A 25331-nucleotide genomic window follows, 5' to 3' on the forward strand; every position below is an offset into this window, starting at 1 on the left:
AACATTTTCTTATATATCTAATAAAAAAAGATCAATAAATCTGTATACCGTATGAATAACATTATACAAATATAAAATAATCTTATGTTCTACTAAAACAAACTCTAAATAAAAATTCAACCTTTTTAGAATTTTATCGTCAAAAGGATCACGTTTTTTCAGTTTTCCCCATAAGAAAACTGCTTTGTTTTTTATACCAAAGCAGTTTTTTGTAAACATCTAAAAAAAGGAAAAACTCATGGGCAGTGAACCATTATATACCTCTGCGAGCAAAATCCACAAAACGAAACTTATCAAGACGATGACGTGATTCCGTATACTGAAAAAGGCTTGCATCTTCTAGATACACATAGTTTCTTACTACCACAATATGTTCATAACCTTTCAAATCTAAGTAACATTTATCTTCGTCCGTCAGCTCGTCAACGGAAATTTCTTTTTTAGCAAAGCTGATTTTCAGCCCAAGATCTTTTTCTAAGTATTCATAAATAGAGCCTTTACATATGTCTTTTGTGAGGTGAGGAACATATTTTTTATGAAAAAAATCTTTATCTAAAATAATTTTTTCTCCATCGATTTCACGTGCTCGAACTACTTTCCATATGAGATCTTTTTTCGTTGCGCCAAGCTGTGTGCACAGATCGTGATCCGCCTTGATTAATTCAAACTCTTTTACAATAGTAGTGGACGTATGTCCTAGCTTTTCCGCGACTTCTTTGAAGCTGACAAGTCCTGATACTGGAAAATCAAAGCGTGATACGTCTAATACAAAAGAACCTTTTCCTTTCATTTTTTGAATGTACCCATTTTGCGAGAGTAAATTTAACGCTTTCCGTATCGTTTCACGAGACGTTTGATACTGTTCAACAAGCTCATTTTCAGAAGGAAGTTTTGTATTAGGACGCCAGTCACCGCGTTTAATTTTATCGACTAACTGTTCGTAAATGCTGATAAATTTATTTTCTTTCAATCGCCATCACCTATTTTACTTTCTATATATACCCAATTGTATAAAAAGAACGATAGATTGTCACCCATCGTTCTTTTCACTTTTTCTCTATTTTTTTAAATGATACACGATTGATTCATACGGCCGAAGTAAGACTCGCTTGAATTCCTTTGGTGAATCTTCGTAGTTAGACAGCAATATTTCACTATGATATCCTTCAAAAGTTAGATTTTCTGGCAGTTCAAAGGCTGTTTCGCTGCCGTAGAAATTGTTTATCACGAGCAGCTTTTCATCTGCTCCATTTCGGATATAAGCGAAAATCTGCTCGTCTTCTCCAAGAATCAATTCATAGTTTCCATAGGTGATAATCTCGTACTGCTTGCGCAGTGCAATAAGCTTTTGATAAAAATAAAAGATTGAATCTTTATCCTCTAACGCTTTTTCTACATTAATTTTACGGTAGTTATCGGCCGGATGAATCCATGGCTTTCCTTTTGTAAAACCTGCATTCGGCTTATCGTTCCATTGCACCGGTGTACGGGAATTATCTCTTGATTTATGTTTTAAAATTTCTAAAATTTCATTTTCGTCCATTCCTTGTGCACGTTTTATCTCATACACATTTAATGACTCCACATCTCTATATTCATCAATAGAGGAAAATTTCGGGTTTGTCATACCTATTTCTTCCCCTTGATAAATATAAGGTGTTCCCTGCATCAGATGAATTGTTGCAGCGAGCATTTTAGCAGATTTATTATGATAGAGTTCATCGTTTCCATAGCGTGAAACAACGCGAGGCTGATCATGGTTGCACCAAAATAGTGCATTCCAGCCCCCTCCTTTATTCATTTCGGTTTGCCAAGTTGATAAAATCTCTTTTAATTTAATAAAATCAAAATCTGCTAGCGCCCACTTTTCTCCGTTTGGGTAATCAACTTTCAAATGATGAAAATTAAACGTCATGCTAAGCTCGTCCCGATCCGGATGAGAGTACTGAATGCAGTGGTCAACGGTTGTCGATGACATTTCTCCAACGGTCATACTATCATATTTTGAAAAAACTTCTTGATTCATTTCCCGCATATATTCGTGCACGCGAGGACCGTCGGTGTAGAATTTTCGGCCATCCCCTGGTGCAACCGAACCATCATCATCTAAGAAGCGCTGATCTTTTGAAATTAAATTAATAACGTCCAGACGAAATCCATCTACTCCTTTTTCAAACCAAAACGTCATCATATCATACACGCTGCGGCGCACACGCTCGTTTTCCCAGTTCAAATCCGCTTGCGTAACATCAAACAAATGCAGATACGATTGTTCTGTGAGGTTATCATGCTCCCATGCGGATCCTCCAAATTTTGAAACCCAATTCGTCGGAGCACTTCCATCTTCTTTTTGATCTTTCCAAATATAAAAATCTCTGTACGGGTTATCTTTCGATTTTTTAGCTTCTTGAAACCATTCATGTTCAGTTGACGTATGATTAACGACAATATCCATGATAACTTTAAGATCCCGCTTATGCGCTTCTGTTATTAAACGATCAAAGTCCTCCATTGTTCCGTATTCTTCTTGAATAACAAAATAATCACTTATATCATATCCATTATCCCGCTGTGGTGATTTATAAATTGGCGTTAGCCACAGAACATCTACCCCGAGCTTTTTCAAATAATCTAGCTTTTCAATAATGCCAGCTATATCACCCACGCCGTTTCCAGTCGTATCATAAAAACTTTTTGGATAAATTTGATAAACAACTGATTTTTTCCACCAAGGTTCTTGCATTTTTAACACCACCATTTAATTCTTTGAATTATGTTGAAACGAGTCTGTACCCGCGACAGTTGATGTAACGGTTGATCTTTTCTGAAGCTTTCCGAGCGTTAACGTTAAAAGAAACGGCACTACGATTACGATTATCATTCCAATAATAAAAGGCGGCCAGCTCTGTGGAACAATTGATAATGGAGCAGGAATACCACCGATTCCCACCGATGCTGCTTTTACTCCGGCTACAGATATGACAACACCGGCAATAGCTGAACCAATCACTGCAGAAATAAAAGCAAATCTAAAACGCAAATTCACACCAAACATTGCAGGCTCCGTAATGCCAAGCCACGCTGAAATCCCTGATGTTAAAGATAATCCTTTTAATTTCTCATCATTTTTTGAAAGAATCATTATCGCAAAAGCCGCAGAGCCCTGTGCAATATTCGATAATGCTACCATTGGCCATAAGAACGTACTCCCTACGCTTCCAATCAGCTGTAAATCTACGGCCAAAAATGTATGGTGCATCCCTGTAATAACAAGAGGAGCGTATAAACCTCCATATACAAGCCCTCCAATAAATGGAGCCGTTTTAAACAGCCATACAACTGCATCTGTAATAACATTTCCTATTGCAAATGTAATTGGACCAATTACAATAAAAGCGAGAAACCCTGTTACTAAAAGAGCTACAGGTGCTACAATCAAAAGTTGAAATCCATCCGGTATGCGTTTTCGTAAGAATAATTCGATTTTTGCCAAGACGAATGAAGCGACTAATACGGGTAAAACCTGTCCTTGATAGCCTACTTTCTCAACATGCAGGCCAAATAAATTCCACGTATCAATACTTCCTTTTTTTAATGCTTCTCCGTAAGACCAAGCATTTAGCAAGTCAGGATGTACAAGCATGAGCCCAAGGACAATTCCAAATAAAGGACTTCCTCCAAAACGCGTAACAGCTGACCACCCAATAAGAGCTGGCAAAAAGGCAAAAGCCGTATTCGCAATTAAATTAATCATGCTTGCGAAGTCTTTCCACTGTGTATGAACATCTACGATTGATTTATCATCGTAAAAAATTCCGGCTCCTGTTAGTACATTATTGATTCCCATCAATAAACCCGCGGTTACGATGGCCGGTAAAATAGGAATAAAAATGTCAGCTAATGTTTTTATTGCGCGCTGCAGCGGATTTAAGTTTTTAGCCGCTTCGTTTTTCACTTCTTCTTTTGATAGCTCGCCTATACCTGTAAGCGCCACCATTTCTTTATATACTTTATCCACCGTGCCTTGACCAATGACAACTTGAAACTGGCCGTTTGTAGAAAAAGATCCTTTTACTAATTCGTGCTCATCTAGCATACGTTGATTGACTTTACCGTCATCTTTTAAAACAAGTCGAAGGCGCGTTACACAGTGCGTTGCAGCAGAGATATTTTCTTTTCCGCCAACGGCTTCTACAATGCGTTCAACAGATTCTCGATTCATGTCTTTTCCCCCTTGTTTCCGCTTTCATTTCACTCCTATATCTCCTATCCCCCATATAAATCTCACCACAAACCTGTATATACAAGTTTTATGTTTTTATTCTAACCTGTATATACAAGTTCGTCAACAAAAATAAAATTACTTCTTTTTCATTTCATGATATAGTCAAAAAGCAAAGTGTATGGAAGGAGACATTACAATGCTGCAAGTAAGATTAATGGGAACACAAGAAGAAATTAATGAAGCAATCAAACAATTTGAACAGAACTACCATATAGAACATCAGTCAAAAGAATATACGCGAAGCGCTAATCCAAAATATGAGCACAAAAAAGATACTCGGGTGTATCTTTCTATGCACCCTAAAAAATAATTTCTGCTTTATTTCAGAGAAGAATAGTAGCTTTTACAAACTAAAGGATTTATATTATAATTTCAGTATTTACTATAACATCCGATTTGTATTTAAAAATCAGAAAGAGGCTTAAAAATGGCATATAACGACATATCTCTTAGAGAGAAAAGTATTGTGTTTATCGGCTTTATGGGGGTAGGAAAAACAACTATTGGAGAAATGGTTGCCAAAAAATTGTATAGAGATTTTGTTGATATAGATCAAGAAATCGAAAAAGAATTTAATATGCCTACTTCTCAGATTTTTAAAGAGCACGGTGAAACTTTCTTCAGACAAAAAGAAAAAGAAGTAATAAGTCGACTTTCACAGCAGCGCTTAAAAATTATTTCTTTAGGGGGAGGCGCTTTTTTACAAGAAGAAATTCAAGAGATTTGTTTATCTAACTGCATCGTATTCTTTTTAGATTTGTCTTGGGATTCTTGGAAAGAACGCATTAGTTTGATCATTGATAGCCGTCCTGTTTTACAAGGAAGAAGCTTAGAAGATATTGAAAAGCTATTTTACGACCGTCAAGCTATCTACTCAAACCACCATTCAAAAGTTGAAACTGATAATTTGGATATCGAAGAAGTAGCTAACTATATCGTTGATTCATTAAAAACAGCTTGGGATATTTATCAACCTTAATGAAATAAAGGTTTGTTCCCTCAACAAGCCTTTACAAAAAAAGACGTAGCTTAATGCTACGTCTTTTTTCATTCCTAATGGGAACTCATATAAAAATTGATAAAAAAGGCAATGGTGATTACATACATCATCCAATGAATTTCGCGATGGCGTCCTGCAAACAGTTTAATCGCTGTGTATGAAATGAAGCCGAATGCTAACCCTTCTGCAATGCTGTAGGTTAACGGCATCATGACAATTGTTAAGAAAGCGGGAACAACTTCAGTGAAATCGTCGAAGTTAACGTTTCGAATGTCACTTAGCATAAGCGAACCAATAATAATGAGTGCTGGAGCAGTAGCAACGCTTGGGATAAATTGAATAAGCGGTGCAAAAAACAAGGTAAATATAAATAAGATGGCAACCGTTAATGCCTTTAAGCCGGTACGCCCTCCTTCTGCAATACCTGTTGCATTTTCAATATACGTATTTAGCGCAGTGCTTCCAAAAATAGCACTCGCCATTGTACCAATTGAATCTGCTGCAAGCGCGCGATTTAAACCTGGAATTTTACCGTTTTTATCTACTAAGTTTGCTTTTTTAGATAGTCCAATCAATGTCGCTAGCGTATCAAATAATTCTACGATGGTGAAAGAAAATACAACTGAAAAAATGCCGTAGGCAACTGCACCCTTTAAATCCATTTGAAAGAATGTTTCTCCAACGCTTGGCGGCGTAGCTGAAAAGACGTCTTTCAGAGAATGTGGAACTGCTTGTACTCCTACAATCATTGCTAATATTGTCGTAGCAAAAATACTTATAATAAGAGCACCTTTTACATTTTTAGCCATCAGTACAGCTGCTAATATCAGCCCAAAAATAGCAAGTAACGGGCCTTTATCCATGACATTTCCAAGCCCTACAAAAGTAGACTCGTTTGCCACAACTAATCCAGCGTTTTTCAAACCGATAAACGCAACAAAAAGACCAATTCCAACTGCTATTGAAGACTTTAATACGTTCGGAATGGCATCAATAATCTTTCCGCGTATTCCTGTTACCGTTAAAACAAAAAATAAGACCCCGGATATAAAAACTGCTCCAAGTGCCGTTTGCCATGACAATCCTTGTCCTAATACTACTGAATACGTAAAAAACGCATTTAAACCCATCCCTGGACCGGTTACAATCGGGAAGTTTGCCCATAGAGCCATCAGCAACGTACTAAATACAATGGCATAAATGGTAGCTGCAAGAGCCGCTTCTCGAGGGATACCCGCGTCAGACATGATAATGGGATTGACGATTACCATATAACTGACCGTCATAAAAGTTGTAAGTCCTGCTAGTATTTCTTGTTTTGGTGTTGTGTTGCGCTCTGATAGTTTAAACAAGCGCTCTAATATTCCGTTACGCTCCAACACGCGCGCCTCCCTACTTCTAAAAAAAAATAAAAAATCCTACCTATTCAAATGTCCTAAAAAGGACACGATTTAGGAGGATTTTACGTTTCAAAGTAAAATCTTTTGTCCTATTATAGTCTTAATTTGTAGATATGCAAAGGTGGAAAACGCTATCATTATAAAAATTTTTATCTTCCGTTAGTTTGGAATTTTGAAAATTTATTTCTCTTATCTTTTTAGTCTGTTGCAAGAGTACTCTTTTTACTCATTTATACAAAAAAGAGATTGAGACATAACTAAATAAATCCATTCTAAAGACAAATAAATGGAATAACCGCAGAAGTCTACGCCTTGTCCTCCAATCAACAGCTAGAAGCAACTAAACAGATGAAACCTACGTTCACCTTGACAACAAAAAACTCAAATTATTAATCAATAACTCCGATTAATAATTTGAGTTTTACTTTTGTTAAAATACTTTTATCCCGGCCTCTTCTTCGTTTTACATCTTACGAAATTAAAAGTGGAATTCTTTTTAAAAGACGATCTATCGAATGATTTGCCTCTTTCAGCACAATTCCCTGGTCAATTGTTTTTAGCACGCGATTCTCCATCACAATTTCACCGTCAACCATTGTTAGTTCTACATCTCCTCGCGTTGCTGAATACACAACTCTGGAAATAGGGTCTACGCCGTAAGATGGAAAAGTATGAAGCTGATTTAAATTTAAAATGGCAAGATCCGCTTTTTTCCCAACCTCTAAACTTCCAATTTCTTTTTCAAGCCCAACTGCTTTCGCTCCTCCGATTGTAGCCATTTCGAGCACGTGTTTTGCATTCATGGCTGTTGGTCCGTAAGAGGGTTTATGAATCGTAGCGGCCAGCCTCATTTCGTTGAACATATCCAAATTATTATTACAAGGAGCACCATCAGCACCAAGGCTTAAAAATACACCTTGCTCTAATAAACTGGGCACATCTGCGATTCCCGATGCAAGTTTTAAGTTTGAGCCTGGGCAATGACTGACTTTTACTCCTTGATTCTTAATAATTTGCTTTTCTTGATCGTTTAGCCACACACAGTGCGCTAAAATAAGGCGCTCATTGGCTAATCCTAAATGGTCTAAGTACATGATATTTCTCATACCCGTTTCAGCTTCTACAATGCGAATTTCTTCTTGATTCTCAGAAGCATGAGTATGGACATGAACATTGTAAGCAGCTGATAAATGGCTCACTTCACGCAGCAAATCTTCCGTACACGACAGCACAAATCTTGGGGAGAATGCGTATCGAATACGACCGTTATTTGAATTATGCCATTTTTCAAGCAGTTCTACGCTTTCTTTAATCGAGTCAGCCGTTGTCTCCTGCAGAGCTTTTGGCAGATCGTCGCCTTTTTTATCCATCATTACTTTTCCAGCAAGAGCTCGGATTCCACTTTGAGATATAGCTTGAAAAGCAGAGTCCGTATGATGAACAGTTTCCATATCGACAATTGTTGTAGTCCCGCTTTGAATGAGTTCACCGATCCCTAACAGTGCTGAATAATAGATAGATTCTTCATCATGCGAAGCTTCAAGCGGCCATATTTTCTTCTTTAGCCAGTCTAGCAGCTCTAAATCATCTGCTTGCCCTCTAAAAAGAGTTTGACATAAATGAATATGAGTATGTATAAAGCCCGGCACAATCGTTTTATTTGCTGCGTCAATGACTTTATCTACCTTTTCCGGATGCAGATTTTTCCCGATGGCTGCAATACGATTTCCAACAATATAAAGGTCACCGTAAATAATATCATTCTTCTCATTCATCGTAATAATCTCTGCATTTTTAATTAATGTGTGCGTCATACCTTCTTTCCCCTCTTTCGTAACATCTATCTATTTCTAGCTCAAACCGAACACTAACATCTTCAAGCAATCTTTCTTACACTGGTCTTAAATATATATGGTGCATGCTCTGAGTTGAATAAGTGCAGGTAACCTCATGGGCGATAGAGACTTTGGGTAAAAAAAATTCCTAGCTGATTATACAGCTAGGAGGTTGGATTTATGATAAAATCCCAAGTCCCTTTTTCAAGAGGTTATACGAAATCGCAGGAGAATAATGTGATCTTGTATTTATAATATGGTGTTTTCAGTCTATATACCAGCTTTTTGTCAGAAGTTCTAACATTGTTTTTTTATTCTTTTTCACTATGTGACTTTTCTTAACACCCTTAATTTTCATGTTATGCAATTTATTCTCGTTTCTTCTATGTAATATTTACTAAAAATAAAGAATCTATCTTCTGTTTCTATACAAAACAGAAAAGTTATTTTATGATTTGTATGATTAAAAAACTACAAATCTATATTTTAGGGGTGATTAACTTGGAAAAAATAAATGTTGGCTGTCGTTTTACGCTTTCCGTTATGAGCGATAACTTCATCGATATTATTTTAAGCGCACTAAACGAAGTGGATATGTCTAAAGTTCGGCGAAAAACGGACCGTGTTAGTACGTTTATTGAAGGAACTGCCAAAGACGTATTTGAAGTTGTACAGGCCATTTATAAAAGTGCTGGAAAATCAGAAAAGCATATTGTGCTGAATGCCACGTTTTCAACAGGGCGTCACGAAGAATATTTCGAAGAAAGAAAAATAAACTCAAAAGAAAACATGCCTTTAAACCAACAGCTTTGTGCTTCGTTCCCTGTATCCACTCAATTTTCTTTGTATCCATTAGATACGCCGCATTATGTAGACATCATCAAAAGCGGAATTGGCGCAGTTAAACAACAGGGAGTATTTGCCGAAACCGTGCCTTTTGCAACAGCTTTAGAAGGAGATGTGGACAAAGTATTCGCTTCTCTATACGAATGCTTTATGAAATCTGTACAGCAAGCTCGTGTCGTGATGACAGTTAATATGTCAGCACACAGCCCTTCTTCAAAACGATAAATTACTTCTTATCTATTTATAAAGATAGAGTACTAGAAAGGATTTATATGAATATGGCTACAAAAAGAACGTTTTTTGCTTTTTCCCTGATAGGTGCATTATTATGTCTATTAGTCGTACCAAACTCTGTTCAGGCTAGTGAAAAACCTGCTCATTTAACGGTTGCTTCTTACACGCAGTTCTTGAAAGGGCAAGGTGATAAAAGTTCACTGTATGAATTTTCAAAACTGTCGCGTCAACAAAAACAAAAAGTTGTACAATCACTAAGGGATCCATCTCTGTTCAAAATGGATATTGAAGAGAGCAGCGGCACGGTCGAAGCTGCAAGTACAGCAGCATACGGAGCAAAAACGGCTTCATCTTTATTCAAAACAGCAGCTTATACAGCTTCTTATAAAGCGGCTGGATTTACAACAACAAAACTAACGGTGTATGTAGATTATTACACAAAAAGCTCCTCAGTAACTTCAGTCAAAAGTGTACGAGGTGTGGTCACAAAAAACGTAAACCCCCTTGTGTCTATTTCAAAAAAGAGCTCAAAATCTTGGGTACAAAATAATCGAGCCTACGGGCGAATTGACTGGCAGTGGAAAGTTGCAGCTAAAAATGCTGGAATCAAAAGACAAACCGCTTATGGTACGGCTTCCGGCGCTTCTGGCGGATCTACAGCTACAGTCAATTGATAATGAGGAATAAACGATGAAAAAAATGATGTGGTGGATTATTGGTATTACGGCCGGGATGCTTTTACTAGGAATTCTGGTAGGTTATTTATCATTTTACAGCATATAAAAACAGCAGGTAATTTCACCTGCTGTTTTTTATCTAAATGTTATATTCTTGTCATAAAATTAAAACCTCCACTTACAGTGTCTAAGTGCCTGTAAGAAGAGGTTGGGATCACAATTGTTAGTAAGCCTGGTCTCTTCTCATCTTTCAAGCACTGCTTGTGGGAGTTGGCACGGTTCTATAAAGTCCGTTGCCGAGGTTTCACAGGGCCTATCCCTCCGCCTCTCTTGATAAGAAGTTTGTCGAATTTTGTTGATAATTGTTGATAAGATAAATATTATGTTACATGCTGCACAAACAGATGTCAACTACTTTTCAGAAAATTGTTTTCCCTCTAAAACTATGATATCGCTACCATTACTATGACAACTAGGTTACAAATATATAAATTTTTTATATTTTTTTATTACGCTTTTACAGCTGACTTTTTCTCAAAAGAAGTAATAGCCTCATCTAGCATACGAATGCCGTCATCTATCTGTTCTTTTGTCACAGTAAGCGGAGGTACCATGCGAATAACTTCACTTGCATTTCCGCAAAAATAAAATAACACGCCTTTTTCTAAAGCTAAGTCCAAAATCTCGAATAAAGCGTCTCCATCTCCTTCTCCCGTATGCGGATTAACAATTTCAATTCCAATCATAAGTCCTAAACCACGGATATCTCCAATAACTGAATGTTTTTCCTTTAAAAGATGCAGCTTTTCTAATGCATAAGCGCCCATTTTTTTCGTGTTATCCAGCAGCTGTTCTTCTTTCATCACTTCAAGAGTTGCAAGAGCTGCTGAACATCCGATAGGATTCCCTCCAAATGTTGTACTATGTGTGCCAAGAGGCCACTGCTTCATTAATTCTTGAGAAGCGACCGTTGCGCTAAGCGGAATTCCAGAAGCAATTCCTTTTGCTATAGCCATAATATCTGGTACAACATCAAACGTTTGGCCAGCAAACCATTCACCGGTACGGCCAAACCCTGTTTGCACTTCATCAAAAATAAGTAATATTCCGTGACGATCACAAATCTCTCTTAACTTCTTCATCCAGCTTTTCGGAGGGATAATATAGCCGCCTTCACCTAATACTGGTTCCAAAATAACGGCAGCCACTTCTTCAGGCGTGACTTGGTGCTTAAAGAGTATTTCAAAATCTTTTTCAAGCTTTTCAGTAAAGTATACATCGCTGTCTAGCTCCGCAGAGCACTCTTTTGGATTGGCATATGGAAGTTGATATGTCAGTCCCGAAGGCTGCTGAAATTGTCTATATTTGCTTTTCGATGTTGTAACACTTAAAGCTCCCATCGAGCGGCCATGAAAACACCCTAAAAAAGAAATAACATACGGACGCTTTGTAACATGTCTCGCTAATTTTAAGGCTCCTTCAATTGCTTCTGTGCCACTATTTCCAAAGAAAAAGCAGTCTAAATTGCCCGGCGTTACTTTTCCTAACTCATCGGCTAACTTTAATATCGATTCGTACATAATGACACCTGAAGGACCGTGCAATAATTGATCTGCTCCGTCTTTGATTGCTTTTACTACTTTCGGATGTCTGTGTCCTACATTTGTCGTAGCGATTCCGGAAGTAAAATCGAGATATTCTTTACCATCCAATCCATAATAATAGCATCCTTCTTCTTTCACAACGGGCAAATTCGGATGATCTTTAGCCATTGTCGGTGCTAGCAATTCAGGCATTCTTTCAAATAAGTGACTCCAATCTTTAGACATACTACATCCTCCTTGAAATTATACAAATCAATTAATCTTATTCCGAAATATAGTTACTTATTAAACAATATTAGGAAATCCAGTTATACTAAACGCTTTAATAGAATAGTAATAAAACTTATTTTACTATGCATTTTTATTAAAATCAATTGTATAAATATTTATATATATAATTAATATGCGGAGTCTCATCCCTTCCGTTTTTCCCATAGGAGCCTTCGCCTTTCCCTCCAATCAACAGCCAGAAATACTTACATATATGAAACCCGCGTTCACCATAACCATAAAAAAATCCGAACGATTAATCGTTCGGATCCTCCCTCAACTAAAATACTACTGTCACAGCCTCTTTAAGTATATTTATTCAAGATGTTTGGCATCATTGATTGTTTCAAGACGCCATTTTCCACTTTCATAAGCAAAAGTTGTAATCGATGTATTTTGTAAAATAGTAGTCCCTGTTCCTTGTTCTCCGCTTGTTACATGATGAATGAATGTATTAATTGCCGCCCCGTGACTAACAACTGCTACTTTCTTTCCAATAGACTCCTTCATAATTTCCGTTAAACGCCGAACCATCCGTTCTTGAGCGGCTTCGAGTGTTTCAATATTATATAAAGGTTCTTCTCCCCAATTTGTTGCATAGTTTGGCACAAGCTCATGAAGCACTTCTACGTTCTTTGATTCTAGTTCTCCAAAAGAGCGCTCACGCAGCTGCTCACAAACCTCGACTTTCTCTACTTTAGCGACTGCGGCAATTTTCCCAGCCGTCTCCTGCGCACGAAGCAAATCGCTTGTGTAGACTACATCAATATGGATATCTTTAAAACGTTCCGCTACGCGTTTGGCTTGTTGCTTTCCTGTTTCGTTGAGCGGAATATCAGCATGCCCTTGAATAAGTTTGTTTTTATTCCAATCTGTTTGGCCGTGTCTAATTAAGTAAAGCATCGTAATCCCCCTTTAATCTCGTTTTAAAAATTGATAAACAGCTTTATCAACCTCTGAGCTTTCATGTAAATCCGAATGTGCTTCATGAAACGTTTGGAGATGAATGTGTTCGGTAAACTCTTGCAGTCCGTATGCACTTTCTACTGTTACCACTCCATCTGTCTTATCTCCCACATCTCCTGCTCCTGAAAAAACGTCGATCTCTTTTGAGAAATCTTGACGACTTTCGTATAGCTTGTTTAACGCTATAGAGTGAAAAGCTAAATCACGAGCCCCCATAGATTCAATATGATTGCGTGCATGAGGATACATCTCCATTAATTCCTGATAATCTAATCCTTGAATCGGCGATCCTAACGTAACTAACTTTTGAATATATTGAGGGTTAGCCAAACTAACTGCTGCTGCTGTTACTCCTCCCATACTATGTCCAACTAAATCAACAGAAGATGCTTTATATGTATCACGTACATCTTGCATAATAGCTTGAATCCATTTTTGCTGCTGTGCAATACTGGCATCTGGCTTTTTAAAGACGATATGAATAAGCGGGAGTTTTCCCTCTTTTGCTTTCATAATGTGCTTCCACTGAATAGCTCCATCTTTTTGAACGACGCAGTAAGCTACTTTAGTTCCCCATCCGTTTTGTTCAAATCGTTTAATCATTTTCCCTAAGCTTTTTTGACTGCCTAAATAGCCATGAATAAATAAAACCGGCACATTTTTCGATTGGGCGCCTCGTTTTATTTGTGGGGCAAAAATATAAAAACAAAGCGAAATAAATAATATGATACTAATCAATAAAATTAACAGCCGCAAGTTCTCACCCTCCGATCGTCTCGTCTATTACACTCATTAATAAAAAAATTTGGAGTAAATTTTATTCTGATACGTCCTGTAAGCTGCAGAACTTGTCATCTTTTTCTTGTCAACGAGCTGCTCAAAGCGCAAACGCTTTTCCGTAAGCATCTCTGTTAGCCTTTGTTCTTCATTAGCATCCGTGCATATAGAAATCAATTCTTCTATTGTAGCCATATCTCGTTTTAGCTCTTGTTCATCACTTATCATATTTGCATTTTTTAACATCCTATACGCTTGGCGCAGTTCTTCAGGTATATGTGATAAATCTTCTAACTTTAATGGTTTTCCTTCCCCAGGCAGCTTATCAAAGTCACCGTCTTTTATTGCTTGTCTAATTCTTTCTTCAGCAATTATATACGCAATATCCAAGGAAAGACCTCCTTTAAGAAAATATAAAATTCAATCTTACCTTCTATATAAAAGATGTATAAAAAACACAGCTTTTATAACCGTATTTTTTATTATACTATGATTATAAAAATTGAACTACCTTCACTTCTTGGAGAGACTATCCTCCCTTTGTGAAATCGTTTCTAGAGCTTCACTCCTTTCACTATCAAACTTTCTTGAGCAGTTTGTTAACGAGCTGAAATTCAATAAACGATTCTGCATGAGGTTTTGTTATCTTATCTTACTATATTTATACAAAAAAGCCTCCTTACGCATGTAAGGAGGTGGAAAAAGGTAATTCTAAGGTCATCATGTTATGCCTACTTTCTATAAAACCACATTTTGATAGCGTTTTCAATGTTTTTTTATTACTTTACTAATTTTCTTTTCGTTTAATGAGACTCCGTACATATAACGAAGCCTCACCAAATTTCTACTCTTCTTTATCTGATGGAATCATAATTTCTCCTTCATGCTCTTGTTTTTTCAAAAGCAGCTGGAGAATCGTTTTAGATAATTTACTAGGCTGATAGGGTTTAATCAGAAACTCACACACTCCAAGCTCTAATCCTTTGCTTCTTTCGTCTAAAGCAGATGAGATTAAGATAGGAATTTTTTCTGTCTCTGTATTTTCTTTGAGATGCCTTAAAACATCCCAGCCGTCTAACTTATTTTCTCCTAGCATGATATCTAGAACAACCACTTCAGGCTTTTGCTGATGAATAGAGTTTAATGCGTCTTCTCCGTTATTAAAATACCGAACGTGAAAGCCGCTTTCTTTTAACTCTACCTGTAAAAGCGTCGCTAAACTTTTATCATCTTCTACAATCACTACGCTTTTACGGTTATCATTCGCACTTATCATCATTTCTTCATCGTACTGAACTTCATGTAGAAGCGGGAGAACAACCGTGAATGTTGTTCCTTTTTTCCATTCTGATTGTACAGTAATGTCTCCACCATGAGCTTTTACAATTTCTTTTACAATTGCTAACCCTAGACCCGTTCCGCCAATTTTGCGCATATCGGAGTTATCTACTCTGTAGAATTTGGTAAACAAATGTCCTAGCGCTTCACTTGGTATACCAATTCCTTCATCTTGAATATCAATATAAACAGCGTGTTCCTTTTGATACACTTTAACTGTAACGTTCCCTCCATCAGGCGAATATTTTACTGCATTGCTAATTACATTATTAAACAATTGCAGAAGCTTATCTTTATCTCCCATTACTGTAAAATGCTCTTGATCGGAAATCATATCAAATTCATGCTTACTTGTTTGTATGTTCTGGACCTCAATCACCTGCTTAATAAGTGGCAGAATGTCTTGATACTTTTTATCGTAGGTTTGTTTCCCCGCTTCCATTCTTTGGACATCCAAAAAATCGTTGATTAAAGAAGTTAACCGCTGTGCTTCCTGATAAATAGTAGTTAAATACTTCTTCTGTCTTTCTTCTTTCAATGTTTTGTTTAGCATAAGCTCAGTGAACCCTAATACACTTGCTAAAGGTGTGCGCAGCTCGTGACTCACAGTGCTTACAAATTCCGACTTCATCTGATCAACTTCAAATTCTTTCGTAATATCACGATGAACGAACAATACGCCAAACATCTGACGGTTTCGATATACGTATTCGCTATAAACTTTTATAACTTTTCGCTTACCTTCCGTATGCAGATAATAAACAAAAGACTTTTCTACTTGCTCTCCCTTACAAATGGCTTTAACGTATTGTCTTAGCTCCTCTATATTTTCGACTTTTTGAGAGAGAGCATCTAGCCATTGATCACGAGAAAGCTGAAGAAGCCCGCTTTGATGCTCATATTGAAACAATTCGCTAGTCTTCGTATTCACTTGTAGAATCGTACCGCTTGTATCTACAAGCTGCATTCCTTCTTGAATCGAATTTAAAATATCTTGAGATAGCAGTCTGTCATGCTCAGACTCTTCGTAAATATAAATTTTTTCAAGAGCAATCGTAATTTGTTTGGCCAATATTTCAAATGTCTGTAATTCATGTTCTGTGTATTCATCCGCGTAGCGGCTGTAAAACATATAGGCTAGCATATCTCCCTGTGAAGACAGCACCGGTACGATAACATCATACAAATAAAACGTTTGCCGGTGATACAGGCGCTCATGTTCTATACACTCTCTTTTTACTACCATACATTTTTTCGTCTTTTGCACATGATTAATGTAATTATTATGAAGGTTTTCCATCATCTGTTTAACACTTGATGAAGATAGACCAAATGAAGCATGTGTCTTTTCATCGGTTAGCATAATAAAACCGTGATCAGCTTTCATCACCCGGCTCATGTTTGTGACAGCACTCGTGAGAACTTCTTGCTTGTGAAGAGAATTTGTTAGTCCATGCACAAATAAATTGCGCAATTCTAACTCTCCTTCTCGTTCCTTTGTCAATTCCAATGCGTGCTGAAGTTCATCTTGCTGACTGTGCAACTCATCTTGCTGTGCAATCAGCTCTTCATTTTGAGCCGTTAACTCCTGTTCGTTATTTTGCAAAGTCGATACCATTTTGTAAAAGGCCTGAGATAGCATACCGATTTCATCTCTTCTATGTTCATCAAATGTCATAGGCATTTCTTTTCCCGCAGCAATTTCGCTTGCCGTATATGCTAGCTGACTCAGCGGCTTTACAAACTTATTTAGCAATACCCGTGTAAGCAATAATAAAATGACCACTGTAAACGCTAAAAATAAAATAAAGAACGTTTGACTTTTCTGCATGTCACTCGACGTGTCATCGTACTGTGTATTTAAGTCTTTAGTTAATTCATTTTGGTAGTCATCAAGTTCTTTTTGCATTTGTTCTATTGATTTAGAAGCAGCCTTCCGCTCAGGACTAGAGCGGACTCCTTCAATGCCTTTTTTGTCGTAAATATCTTTAAAATAAGGAAGCGTTTGATTAAAATACGTGTTTAGCATCACCGTCGCTTCATTTACAAACGTACGTTCACGTCTATCTGCCGCTAGACCTGAAAGTCGATCAAGATTTTCTTCGATACTTTTTTGCTGACTTGCAGCCTCGTTATACATATCCTCTGAATCAAATGCAATAAACCCACGAGCCTGCAAAAAAGCTCTGTTCATTGATTTATCAATTGTAGATAGCAGCTGTGCCTTTTCCCGTACTTGTGCCCTGTACTGGGCATAATCAGCTGTAATTTCTTTTTGCCGTACAACAAGTACAGTTGAACCCGCCGCAAAAGCAAGTAAAAGGATACTTGCTAAGAAGATGAACTGGGTTGAGATACTTTTTCGTTTTAGTTTATTGTTCATCTAAAATTTCCTCAACACGTTCGGCTAGCAATAGGGGACTAAACGGTTTAGACATAAAATACGCAGCCCCTGCTTCTAACACTCGGCTTTGATCAGCAGCTTGATTCTTAGCTGAAAGCATCAATACTTTTGTATGGCGCTTATCTTTCATTTCTTTTAGCTGCTGAATGACTTCAAGCCCGGTGAACACGGGCATCATATAATCCAAAATAATTAAGTCAAAATCACGTTCTTTAATAAACTCCAACGCTTCTTCGCCGTTTTCTGCTTCCGTCACTTCATGTCCTTCATCTTCAAGCGTATCTACCACTAACATACGAAGCACTTCTTCATCTTCCGCTAATAAAATTTTTGCCATTGTTATTCCTCCGCTTGTAGTCGTCCATACGTTTTTTGCAATATGAAGTAGGACGGCTTTATTCGTTCGTGAAAAGTTGGATACTCCCAATCTTTCCACTTGTATAAGTAAAAATCTTTTAATAAAAGTTCTCTTTTTTTCTGAGTCGGAAACGTATCTTCCACGTCATTGTTCTTCTTATTAACAGCTACGACTCCCACTTGAATTCCTTTCATTTTCTCGCTGGATTCTAATCCTTTTTTGGACCAAATATCTCCCATTATTTCTTTTTGACTCGGGTCTTTTACATTTAAAAGCGCCCAAGGAATGCGAAGTTCAGCAATTCCATTTGATTCATTCACTTTAAAATCTGCCAGCGAATCAAATGAAGAAGAGTTAGGATCGCTGTTTCCTTCTTGGAGCTTCCCAGTTTCATAGGCGTCAAAAGGAATGGTTCTCTTGTTTTTCCCCTCTCCAATCGCTAACTCTTTGTTAAGGGCGAGCCTGATTGGATTAAACATGCCGTTATCTTTTGTATCGGTTCCTTTTACAGATGGAATCATTTGAAGCTGATGGGCATACGAAAAATAATACGTATCGTAATAGCTGTCTATCCACAAGTGACTGTCTTCTTTCCCGTTTAATTCTGCTACAAAATCAATTCCTTTTGTTTTTAAAGAAGGAATTTGAGGAATCTTTGACTGTCCCTGATTGTTAATTGTGTTAAACAAGAAATAAAGCTTTTGATCTTCCAGCTCTTTTGCACTCACGTGTAGATATAGATAACCTTCATCACTTGTAATGTTCAATGCTTTTAACTTCTTAGACGGCTTATATACCGACTTGCTGTTCAGCTTTTTCCAATCATCTGACTTGCCGTCTACTTTGACTTTCAGCTTTGTTCCTGGATCAAAACTCAACAGGCCAAAATGCTGTTCTCCCGTTTGCAAATTCGTCCAAAATGGCCTGCGGTTCGGATTGTCGTACTCCATCGTATTCCACGTTCGCTTAAACCATTCATCTTGCCATGTAAAGACCATACCGCCAGCCATTTTTTCTTCAACAATATCTTCGTACAAGCGTGACAGAATCTTTCCTTGTTCTTGTTCCGTATGAAAGCCTTGATCCCATCCGTATACGTTTCTATGGGTGAGTCCTCGCGAAGCCGGAATGCCAAATTCAGCAACAAGCACGGGCATATGATGAACTTCTTTCATATTTTGCAAATAACCTGCGTAGTTATTTTTCTCTCCTCGATGATCGCGATAAGCGAGATAACGAGGTTCGTAGTTTAAGAAATCAGGATAGTAAGGATAAATATGATAAGAAGCAAATAATCCCGGCTCAAATTTTTTAGTTGTGTGAATTAAATTAGGATTAACAGACACTTTATCTTCGTCTTCAGAAGGCTCATATGGATGAGTCAATAAATCCGTCGTCACCCAGTTCGTAAAGCTCATAGGCCGCTGCCAATCATATTTATTCTGCTCATAGGAAATTGTTTTTTCCATAAGCTGCGCAAGCCAAATTTCAAAGGGATTGCCTTTTTCCGTATAGATGTACTTCCCTTTAAAATCTTTCATTCCTTTATGTTTTTCATTTGTCGAAAGGGCTACCGTGGGATCCCATTCAACTCCTATAATCCAGCCTAAAACATAAGGAGACACGTCTGCTGTATACGTTCCGCTTGCATGTCCCGTCCGTTTTGGCAGTGTTGCATTTCCATGAATAACGTTTACTATCCTTTTCATTTCAGCTTCAAATTCTTTTGTGTTTTCCTTTGCAAAAGCATCTTGTGAATCATAGAAAACTTCTTCATTCACCCATACTCCATGAAAAAGATAAATGGGTTCTTTGGCTTTTTGGTTATACTCAGCAAGCGCTTCATAAAAGCCGGGAGGGTGAATGGTGTATACGCGGATTGAGTTTGCATTCATCTTGCCAATTTCTTCAAACCAGCGCAAATATTCTTCTTTTGAAATAGCGGTCTCACCAGGGAAATGGCCTGGCTTACTAATGCCCATATTTACTCCTTTAATCAGCAAATCTTTCCACTTGCCGTTTTGATAAACTTGCAAATAATCTTTTCCTACTTTCCCTGCTACTTTACGGTCAGTATCTTCATAGATTTCCATATTTTCATTAAAAGTAACAGAAGCAGGCTGCGATGCATGTTGCTGTTGATCTATAATCTTATTCATAAGAGACAGATAAACAGTCCAGTAAAAAGAAGACTCATCTTCTTTTCCGATTTTCTCTGTCCATTTCTTCCACACCGGGTAAAAAGAGGTTTGATAAATGGAAGGTACTTCTCCTTGATCTGCAAAATCTCCTGCAAAGTAATAAGTATCATATCGCTCTTTATTATGATGAACGACTGCTGGTATGGACAAAGGAATACCATTTTCCTTTAGCTTGTTTTTTCCTTCAGAATCCAAGTGAAAGACAAACTGAGCCTGCACATCACTTTTTTGCTGGGGCGTAATGACGTCAAACCAATATTGATAAGCAGATTCATCCTGTAAATTCAATGTTTTTTTTCCTTGTTTTGTATATTCAAACCATACTGGATTTTCTTTTAATTCTTTTTCTGTTATAATAACGAGCTTATTGGATTCATTAACAAACAGTAAGCCTTTGCCCGTAAGGTTCCACTCTTTGTTGTACTGCTTTTTGTAAGCACTTTTCACCCAAGCAGGAACTTCTTCACTGCCGAATTCATCAAAATAGCGACCAATCCAGCCGGACCACGTAACATTGTACAATTCATACAGTTCTTTGCGAACGTCTAGAGAAGTAGGACTTCCAAATGTATTAAACTCTCCAATCAGCGTTTTTGTACGTCCATTCAGTGCTTTCTTAACGTAGCTCACGTCTTCAGAAGTCATGCCGCCATACACCAGCTGAGAACGATCTCCTCTTTTAGCTTTTACGCCTAAATCTTCTTTGTATACGCCATACGTGTCCGTGATATAAATCATATCTGCAGAGTTTGTTTTTGGCAGAGATTTAATGCTGTATGTTTTATCTCCATTCGGATAAAACCCTGCATAATCTTTTGAGATTTCATAAGGCTTCCCGTCTTTGCGTACTTTCGCTTGATTCAGCATCCACATTAAGCCCTGATGCTCTCGAAACGTTTGATCTGGCACTGTTTTATCAATGACAAGCATATTCAAATCAGTTGGTTTCTTTAGCTGCCAAATAAGAAATGGCGAAGCCGTTACTGCCATAACCAAAATAACGCCGCCGATTAATAACCATTTTTTCATTGTGAAACTCCTTTTCGCTGCATGTCTCCCCAGCCTTTTTTATTGCGAATAACGTCCAACAATCCATGACAGCGCCATATAACAGTTAGAGGGCGATACCAAAAGGATTCAGTCAGGGAAAAGACAAACAGCTTAGCGATATCAGATACTTTTGGATATTTGCGAAGGCTCCACTCTTCTAGCAAAACAGCCGCCATTGAATAAAGAGAACCATATACAACCATTAAGAGAAAAAGCAAATACGCAAATTCTACATAAATCCCGCCTACAACTAGAGAAATAACAATAAACAAATAGCCTAACATTTCCATGACCGGCCCGATTAGTTCAATAAACACAAAATAAGGCATAGAAATCATTCCGATACTTCCGTATTTCGGATTAAACAGCATCTCTTTATGCTTCCAAAGACTATCAAATAAACCGCGGTGCCAGCGGTTTCGCTGTCTTCGCAAATATTTGATTTCATCAGGTGCCTCTGTCCAGCATACAGGATCTGGAATATAAACAATTTGATTGTTGGCTTTTTTCTGTTTAATCAGTCGGTGGAGGCGAACAACAAGCTCCATGTCTTCGCCGACTGTATGAGAATAACCCCCAGCTTCAATCACCCAGCGTTTAGAAAATACGCCAAATGCTCCTGACACAATAAGTAATAAATTATGGCGACTGAGACCAATGCGCCCCATAAGAAAGGCACGTAAATATTCAATAATCTGCATCACAACAAGCGGCTGCGTATCAAGTCCAATCGATACGACCGCACCGTTTTCGATTTTACATCCGTTTGCAATTCGAATACTTCCTCCTGAAGCAATTACTTCTCCGTCTGAATCAATAATTGGCTTCATAACTTTTAAAAAAGCGTCTCTTTCCAACACTGAATCACCATCGATCGAACAAAAATAAGGATAGTTGGATAAATTAATTCCTGCATTTAATGCATCTGACTTTCCTCCATTTTGTTTATCGACTACATATAAATAATCGTATAATTTAGAACGATATACAGCTTTTACTTCTTTCGTCTCCACTTGCTTTCTCACAACTCGATTCATTTTCACAAGAGAAAACTCTTCGATGAGCTTTTCTAACGTATCATCTGAAGATCCATCATTTACTACAATTACTTCATATTCCGGATATTCAATTCCAAGCAGCGAACGCACGCTTCCAATAATCCCGACAGATTCGTTATAAGCGGGAACTAATATAGATAACGGCGTTGTATAGCTAACCGCAAGCAAATCTTCATAAGGTTCTTCATCATTTAATTGATATTGCTTTCGCAGTTGAAAAGCAGAGATGATAAACATCATAAAATAAAAACAAAGCACAAAAATCATATAAGCAAATACAGCCCATCCGCAAACGGACAAAAAAAGATGCCAAACACTATTCCACAACCGTAATTCCTCCCTTTTCAAGCCATTCTGCTGCCATATCTTTCGAAAACTTGTCATCAGTCGTTTCATATACATGAACTAAGTATTCCGTACCTGTTGGGATTTTCATCATTGACTGAGCAGCATTCGAACGCACAAGAAAATGAGAATCTTTCAGCGACTGCTCGAGAAGTGACAATCCCTTCTCATCTCTCGTTTTGCCTACTAGTTTGGTAGCCATCATTCTCTCTTGCCACATATCTGATTGAAGATGTTTCGTGAGCTCCTCTACTTTTAATGGAAAAGATAAAGCGTTAAGTGATTTCAACGAACGAATTCGCAGTTCTTCTGATGAACTTTTCATGTGCATTTTTAAGAAATCGATATACTCTAACTTATGATTGATACCGACCATATCGATAAGTGGCAGCTGAATTTCTTCTTGCAGGTCTTCAAATTTATTAATAAATTGCTGAAACTGCTCACTGTTCATAGTTCCAAACAAAGAGCGGTACATAAATTCAGACAGCGGTTTAGAGGCATTCGTCATGTATATAACAAACTCAGGACGGTTTAGCTTAACTAAAATCTTTAAAATTTGATTTTTTTCAGCCGCTGTACTATTTTTTTTCTCATACATTTCTACTAATTGGTCTGTTAGCGTAGTAAGACCAAAATCTTCAATAGCATAAAGGGCATTCATTCTGACACTCCACCTAGAATGATGCAGCTCTTTTTTATATTTGGGTGTAAAAACCTTCTCCGCATAGAGCGTGATGTTATTTCGAATGTCATCACCTTGCACAGCTGCAGAAAAACCGCTCAATAGTTCCTCTACACCCGCCAGCTCTATTTTATTTTTAGGCTCTATCCGATGTTCTTCATCTTTTCTGTATAAATAAATAAAAAGAGATTCTTTTATGCTATCTTTATAGGATTCTACTTTTGCCCGGAAAGCGTTTAAACGCGCTTTTTGAATAAGTAAATAACTTAGAAAACAAACCAACAGCAATAGCAATCCGCCAAATAAGGCATATACCACTTGAATTGACATCCCCATTTATTTCACCTTCTTCATTAAATGACGTACGCGCGCTTCAAGCTCCATTAACTTAAATGGCTTTGTCATGTAATCGTCTGCCCCAAGTTCTAATGCTCTTTGAATATCTTGTTCGCTGTTTCGTGATGTAAGCATAATAACCGTGTACTGATCGTGACGTTTCTGCTGCCTTAATTTTTGCAGCACTTCTAAGCCATCCATCTTAGGCATCATTCCATCTAAAATAACAAAGTAGTGATCGCTAGAGTGAATCCATTGGGACTCCAAAAACTCGATGCCGTCTTTAAACACTTCTATTTTCACTTCATAACGATCTCCTACATCAATCTTACTCAAAAGCTCTTTCAGCATCGTTCGAATGATAGAATCATCATCAATAATAGCCATACGAAGCGTTCGCTTTTTAACCAGCTTGCTTTGAGAAGAAGCTACAATTTTTTGACGTCCTGATTCCTTCGCTATATATAATGCTTCATCAGCTTGATGAAGCGCTTTTTCTAACGGCCATTCATTGTTATGAACTTCTACAACTCCGCCGGAAAAGCTGCAATAAAACGAATTGCTTTGATGTGTGAACACTTTTTTCACAAAGGAATCCAACAGTCTATTTAATACTGTTTCTGCCTCTTTTATATTGGTTTTTGGCAGTAAAAGAATAAATTCTTCGCCTCCATATCTAAAAATGTGATCTGTTGGACGAATTTCATGCTTCATATACTCTACAAATGCTTGCAGCACGCGGTCTCCCATAAGATGTCCATACTGATCATTTATTCTTTTAAAGAAATCTAAATCTAAAATCGCTAAACAAAAAGGATCTTTTAAGCGGTCGTAGCTGGATAACTGCTGACTGTAGATTTCTTTTAAATACGTTCGGTTATAGGCTCCTGTTAATTCATCAAACATTAAATAGGAGTTAAACATTTGCTTTCGTTCAATATGGTGACCAATTCGAAGTAGACTTTCTTCCAAATCGAAAGGTTTAACAAGGAAGTCATCGGCCCCTAATTTAAAAGCCTTCAAACGCGTCTCTCTTTGATTATCAACGCTCATCATGACAATCGGAACGAACAGTTGCTTTGTTTTATCGCGTAAAAATGAAAGAATGTCAAAGCCTGTACAGTCTTTCATATGTACATCAACAACAAAACAATCCGGCTTTAATTCGTAAAAAGCTGTAATAGCTTTTTCTTTAGATGCAGTTGCTAATACGTACCATCCCTGCTTTTCAAACTGTTCTTTTAAATACATCAGCATTGAAAGATCGTCATCAACAAGTAAAATATTAGCTGTTTGTTCACTTATTTCTATCGGTTTATTTATATCTTCTGCGGATTGAATTTCATCTTGATAACAAATTTTAATAATATCTAATAAAAAAGTATTCAACTCCCTGTAATCCCAGATTTTTTTCTGTTTTTTTTCAACAGCTTCCATTAACGCGCGGGAACGATCTCCTAAATAATGCAGTCCAATAGTCGCAGACGTTCCAGAAATTGAATGCAAAAAGCGGTACACCTCTTCATGAGGTATTTCTTTATTTTGATCAGTCCACTCTTGCAGCTGCTTACGCACATTAGCTAATAATGCAATTTGATATTTATCCATCTTATACACCCTTTGTTCGATATAGTTAACACTTACCCCATATTACTCCATCCA

Annotated in this window: 19 protein-coding genes and 1 riboswitch; of the genes, 4 read left to right on the top strand and 15 right to left on the bottom strand. The window is 37.4% G+C overall.

Annotated elements, in window-relative coordinates:
• Positions 1 to 253: 253 nt before the first annotated feature.
• The 3 genes from treR to treP form a co-directional block, all read right to left on the bottom strand.
• Positions 254 to 970: a trehalose operon repressor gene (gene treR, locus WKH56_RS13460; protein WP_168760399.1), complete on the bottom strand. Its 717-nt coding sequence runs from the start codon at positions 968 to 970 to the stop codon at positions 254 to 256.
• Between the two features lie 87 nt (positions 971 to 1057).
• Positions 1058 to 2743, bottom strand: coding sequence for an alpha,alpha-phosphotrehalase (treC, locus tag WKH56_RS13465; protein ID WP_328175406.1), 1686 nt, complete (start codon positions 2741 to 2743; stop codon positions 1058 to 1060).
• Between the two features lie 15 nt (positions 2744 to 2758).
• Positions 2759 to 4222: a PTS system trehalose-specific EIIBC component gene (treP, locus tag WKH56_RS13470; protein ID WP_328175405.1), complete on the bottom strand. Its 1464-nt coding sequence runs from the start codon at positions 4220 to 4222 to the stop codon at positions 2759 to 2761.
• A 199-nt stretch (positions 4223 to 4421) separates the two neighbouring features.
• Here treP and WKH56_RS13475 point away from each other — a divergent pair, with 199 nt between their 5' ends.
• Positions 4422 to 4595 carry a YvzF family protein gene (locus tag WKH56_RS13475; RefSeq protein WP_080754382.1) on the top strand — a complete coding sequence of 58 codons (174 nt, stop codon included), beginning with the start codon at positions 4422 to 4424 and terminating at the stop codon, positions 4593 to 4595.
• A gap of 117 nt (positions 4596 to 4712) precedes the next feature.
• Positions 4713 to 5264, top strand: a complete 552-nt coding sequence (locus WKH56_RS13480) for a shikimate kinase (RefSeq protein WP_033578182.1) — start codon at positions 4713 to 4715, stop codon at positions 5262 to 5264.
• Positions 5265 to 5338: 74 nt separating this feature from the next.
• Here the strand turns inward: WKH56_RS13480 and WKH56_RS13485 are convergent, their stop codons facing one another.
• Positions 5339 to 6664 (bottom strand): NCS2 family permease, encoded by a 1326-nt coding sequence (locus WKH56_RS13485; RefSeq protein ID WP_328175404.1) that lies wholly within the window; start codon positions 6662 to 6664, stop codon positions 5339 to 5341.
• Positions 6665 to 7155: 491 nt separating this feature from the next.
• On the bottom strand, positions 7156 to 8499 hold the full coding sequence (locus tag WKH56_RS13490) for a 5'-deoxyadenosine deaminase (RefSeq protein ID WP_057239143.1): 1344 nt from the start codon (positions 8497 to 8499) through the stop codon (positions 7156 to 7158).
• 513 nt (positions 8500 to 9012) lie between these two features.
• On the opposite strand from WKH56_RS13490, the gene WKH56_RS13495 reads away from it, so the two are divergent.
• The gene (locus WKH56_RS13495) at positions 9013 to 9591 is read left to right on the top strand and encodes a YkoF family thiamine/hydroxymethylpyrimidine-binding protein (protein WP_231099256.1); all 579 of its coding nucleotides are present in this window, start codon (positions 9013 to 9015) and stop codon (positions 9589 to 9591) included.
• Between the two features lie 53 nt (positions 9592 to 9644).
• Positions 9645 to 10274, top strand: a complete 630-nt coding sequence (locus tag WKH56_RS13500; protein WP_063248252.1) for a hypothetical protein — start codon at positions 9645 to 9647, stop codon at positions 10272 to 10274.
• 243 nt (positions 10275 to 10517) lie between these two features.
• Positions 10518 to 10617, bottom strand: a riboswitch (SAM riboswitch).
• A gap of 169 nt (positions 10618 to 10786) precedes the next feature.
• Here WKH56_RS13500 and WKH56_RS13505 read toward each other — a convergent pair.
• The 10 genes from WKH56_RS13505 to WKH56_RS13550 form a co-directional block, all read right to left on the bottom strand.
• Positions 10787 to 12106 carry an aspartate aminotransferase family protein gene (locus tag WKH56_RS13505; RefSeq protein WP_034269726.1) on the bottom strand — a complete coding sequence of 440 codons (1320 nt, stop codon included), beginning with the start codon at positions 12104 to 12106 and terminating at the stop codon, positions 10787 to 10789.
• A 360-nt stretch (positions 12107 to 12466) separates the two neighbouring features.
• Positions 12467 to 13054 (bottom strand): histidine phosphatase family protein, encoded by a 588-nt coding sequence (locus WKH56_RS13510; RefSeq protein WP_047751571.1) that lies wholly within the window; start codon positions 13052 to 13054, stop codon positions 12467 to 12469.
• Positions 13055 to 13066: 12 nt separating this feature from the next.
• Positions 13067 to 13873, bottom strand: a complete 807-nt coding sequence (locus WKH56_RS13515; protein WP_168760394.1) for an alpha/beta fold hydrolase — start codon at positions 13871 to 13873, stop codon at positions 13067 to 13069.
• Between the two features lie 36 nt (positions 13874 to 13909).
• On the bottom strand, positions 13910 to 14284 hold the full coding sequence (locus WKH56_RS13520; RefSeq protein ID WP_014461362.1) for a DnaJ family domain-containing protein: 375 nt from the start codon (positions 14282 to 14284) through the stop codon (positions 13910 to 13912).
• Between the two features lie 454 nt (positions 14285 to 14738).
• Positions 14739 to 17615 carry an ATP-binding protein gene (locus tag WKH56_RS13525; RefSeq protein ID WP_048020111.1) on the bottom strand — a complete coding sequence of 959 codons (2877 nt, stop codon included), beginning with the start codon at positions 17613 to 17615 and terminating at the stop codon, positions 14739 to 14741.
• The gene (locus tag WKH56_RS13530) at positions 17605 to 17973 is read right to left on the bottom strand and encodes a response regulator transcription factor (RefSeq protein WP_028412195.1); all 369 of its coding nucleotides are present in this window, start codon (positions 17971 to 17973) and stop codon (positions 17605 to 17607) included. Before WKH56_RS13530 ends, WKH56_RS13525 begins: the two co-directional genes overlap by 11 nt.
• Before the next feature lie 2 nt (positions 17974 to 17975).
• A complete protein-coding gene (locus WKH56_RS13535; protein ID WP_342835897.1) occupies positions 17976 to 21224 on the bottom strand; it encodes a hypothetical protein in 3249 nt (1082 codons plus the stop codon).
• Positions 21221 to 22630, bottom strand: a complete 1410-nt coding sequence (locus WKH56_RS13540) for a glycosyltransferase family 2 protein (protein ID WP_033578173.1) — start codon at positions 22628 to 22630, stop codon at positions 21221 to 21223. Before WKH56_RS13540 ends, WKH56_RS13535 begins: the two co-directional genes overlap by 4 nt.
• On the bottom strand, positions 22620 to 23669 hold the full coding sequence (locus WKH56_RS13545; protein ID WP_165635520.1) for a HEAT repeat domain-containing protein: 1050 nt from the start codon (positions 23667 to 23669) through the stop codon (positions 22620 to 22622). The genes WKH56_RS13540 and WKH56_RS13545 overlap by 11 nt, the downstream gene beginning before the upstream one ends.
• Complete coding sequence (locus WKH56_RS13550; RefSeq protein ID WP_221833157.1) at positions 23670 to 25277, bottom strand: GGDEF domain-containing response regulator; 1608 nt, start codon at positions 25275 to 25277, stop codon at positions 23670 to 23672.
• Positions 25278 to 25331: the final 54 nt, after the last annotated feature.

The organism is Priestia sp. SB1 (assembly GCF_038898415.1).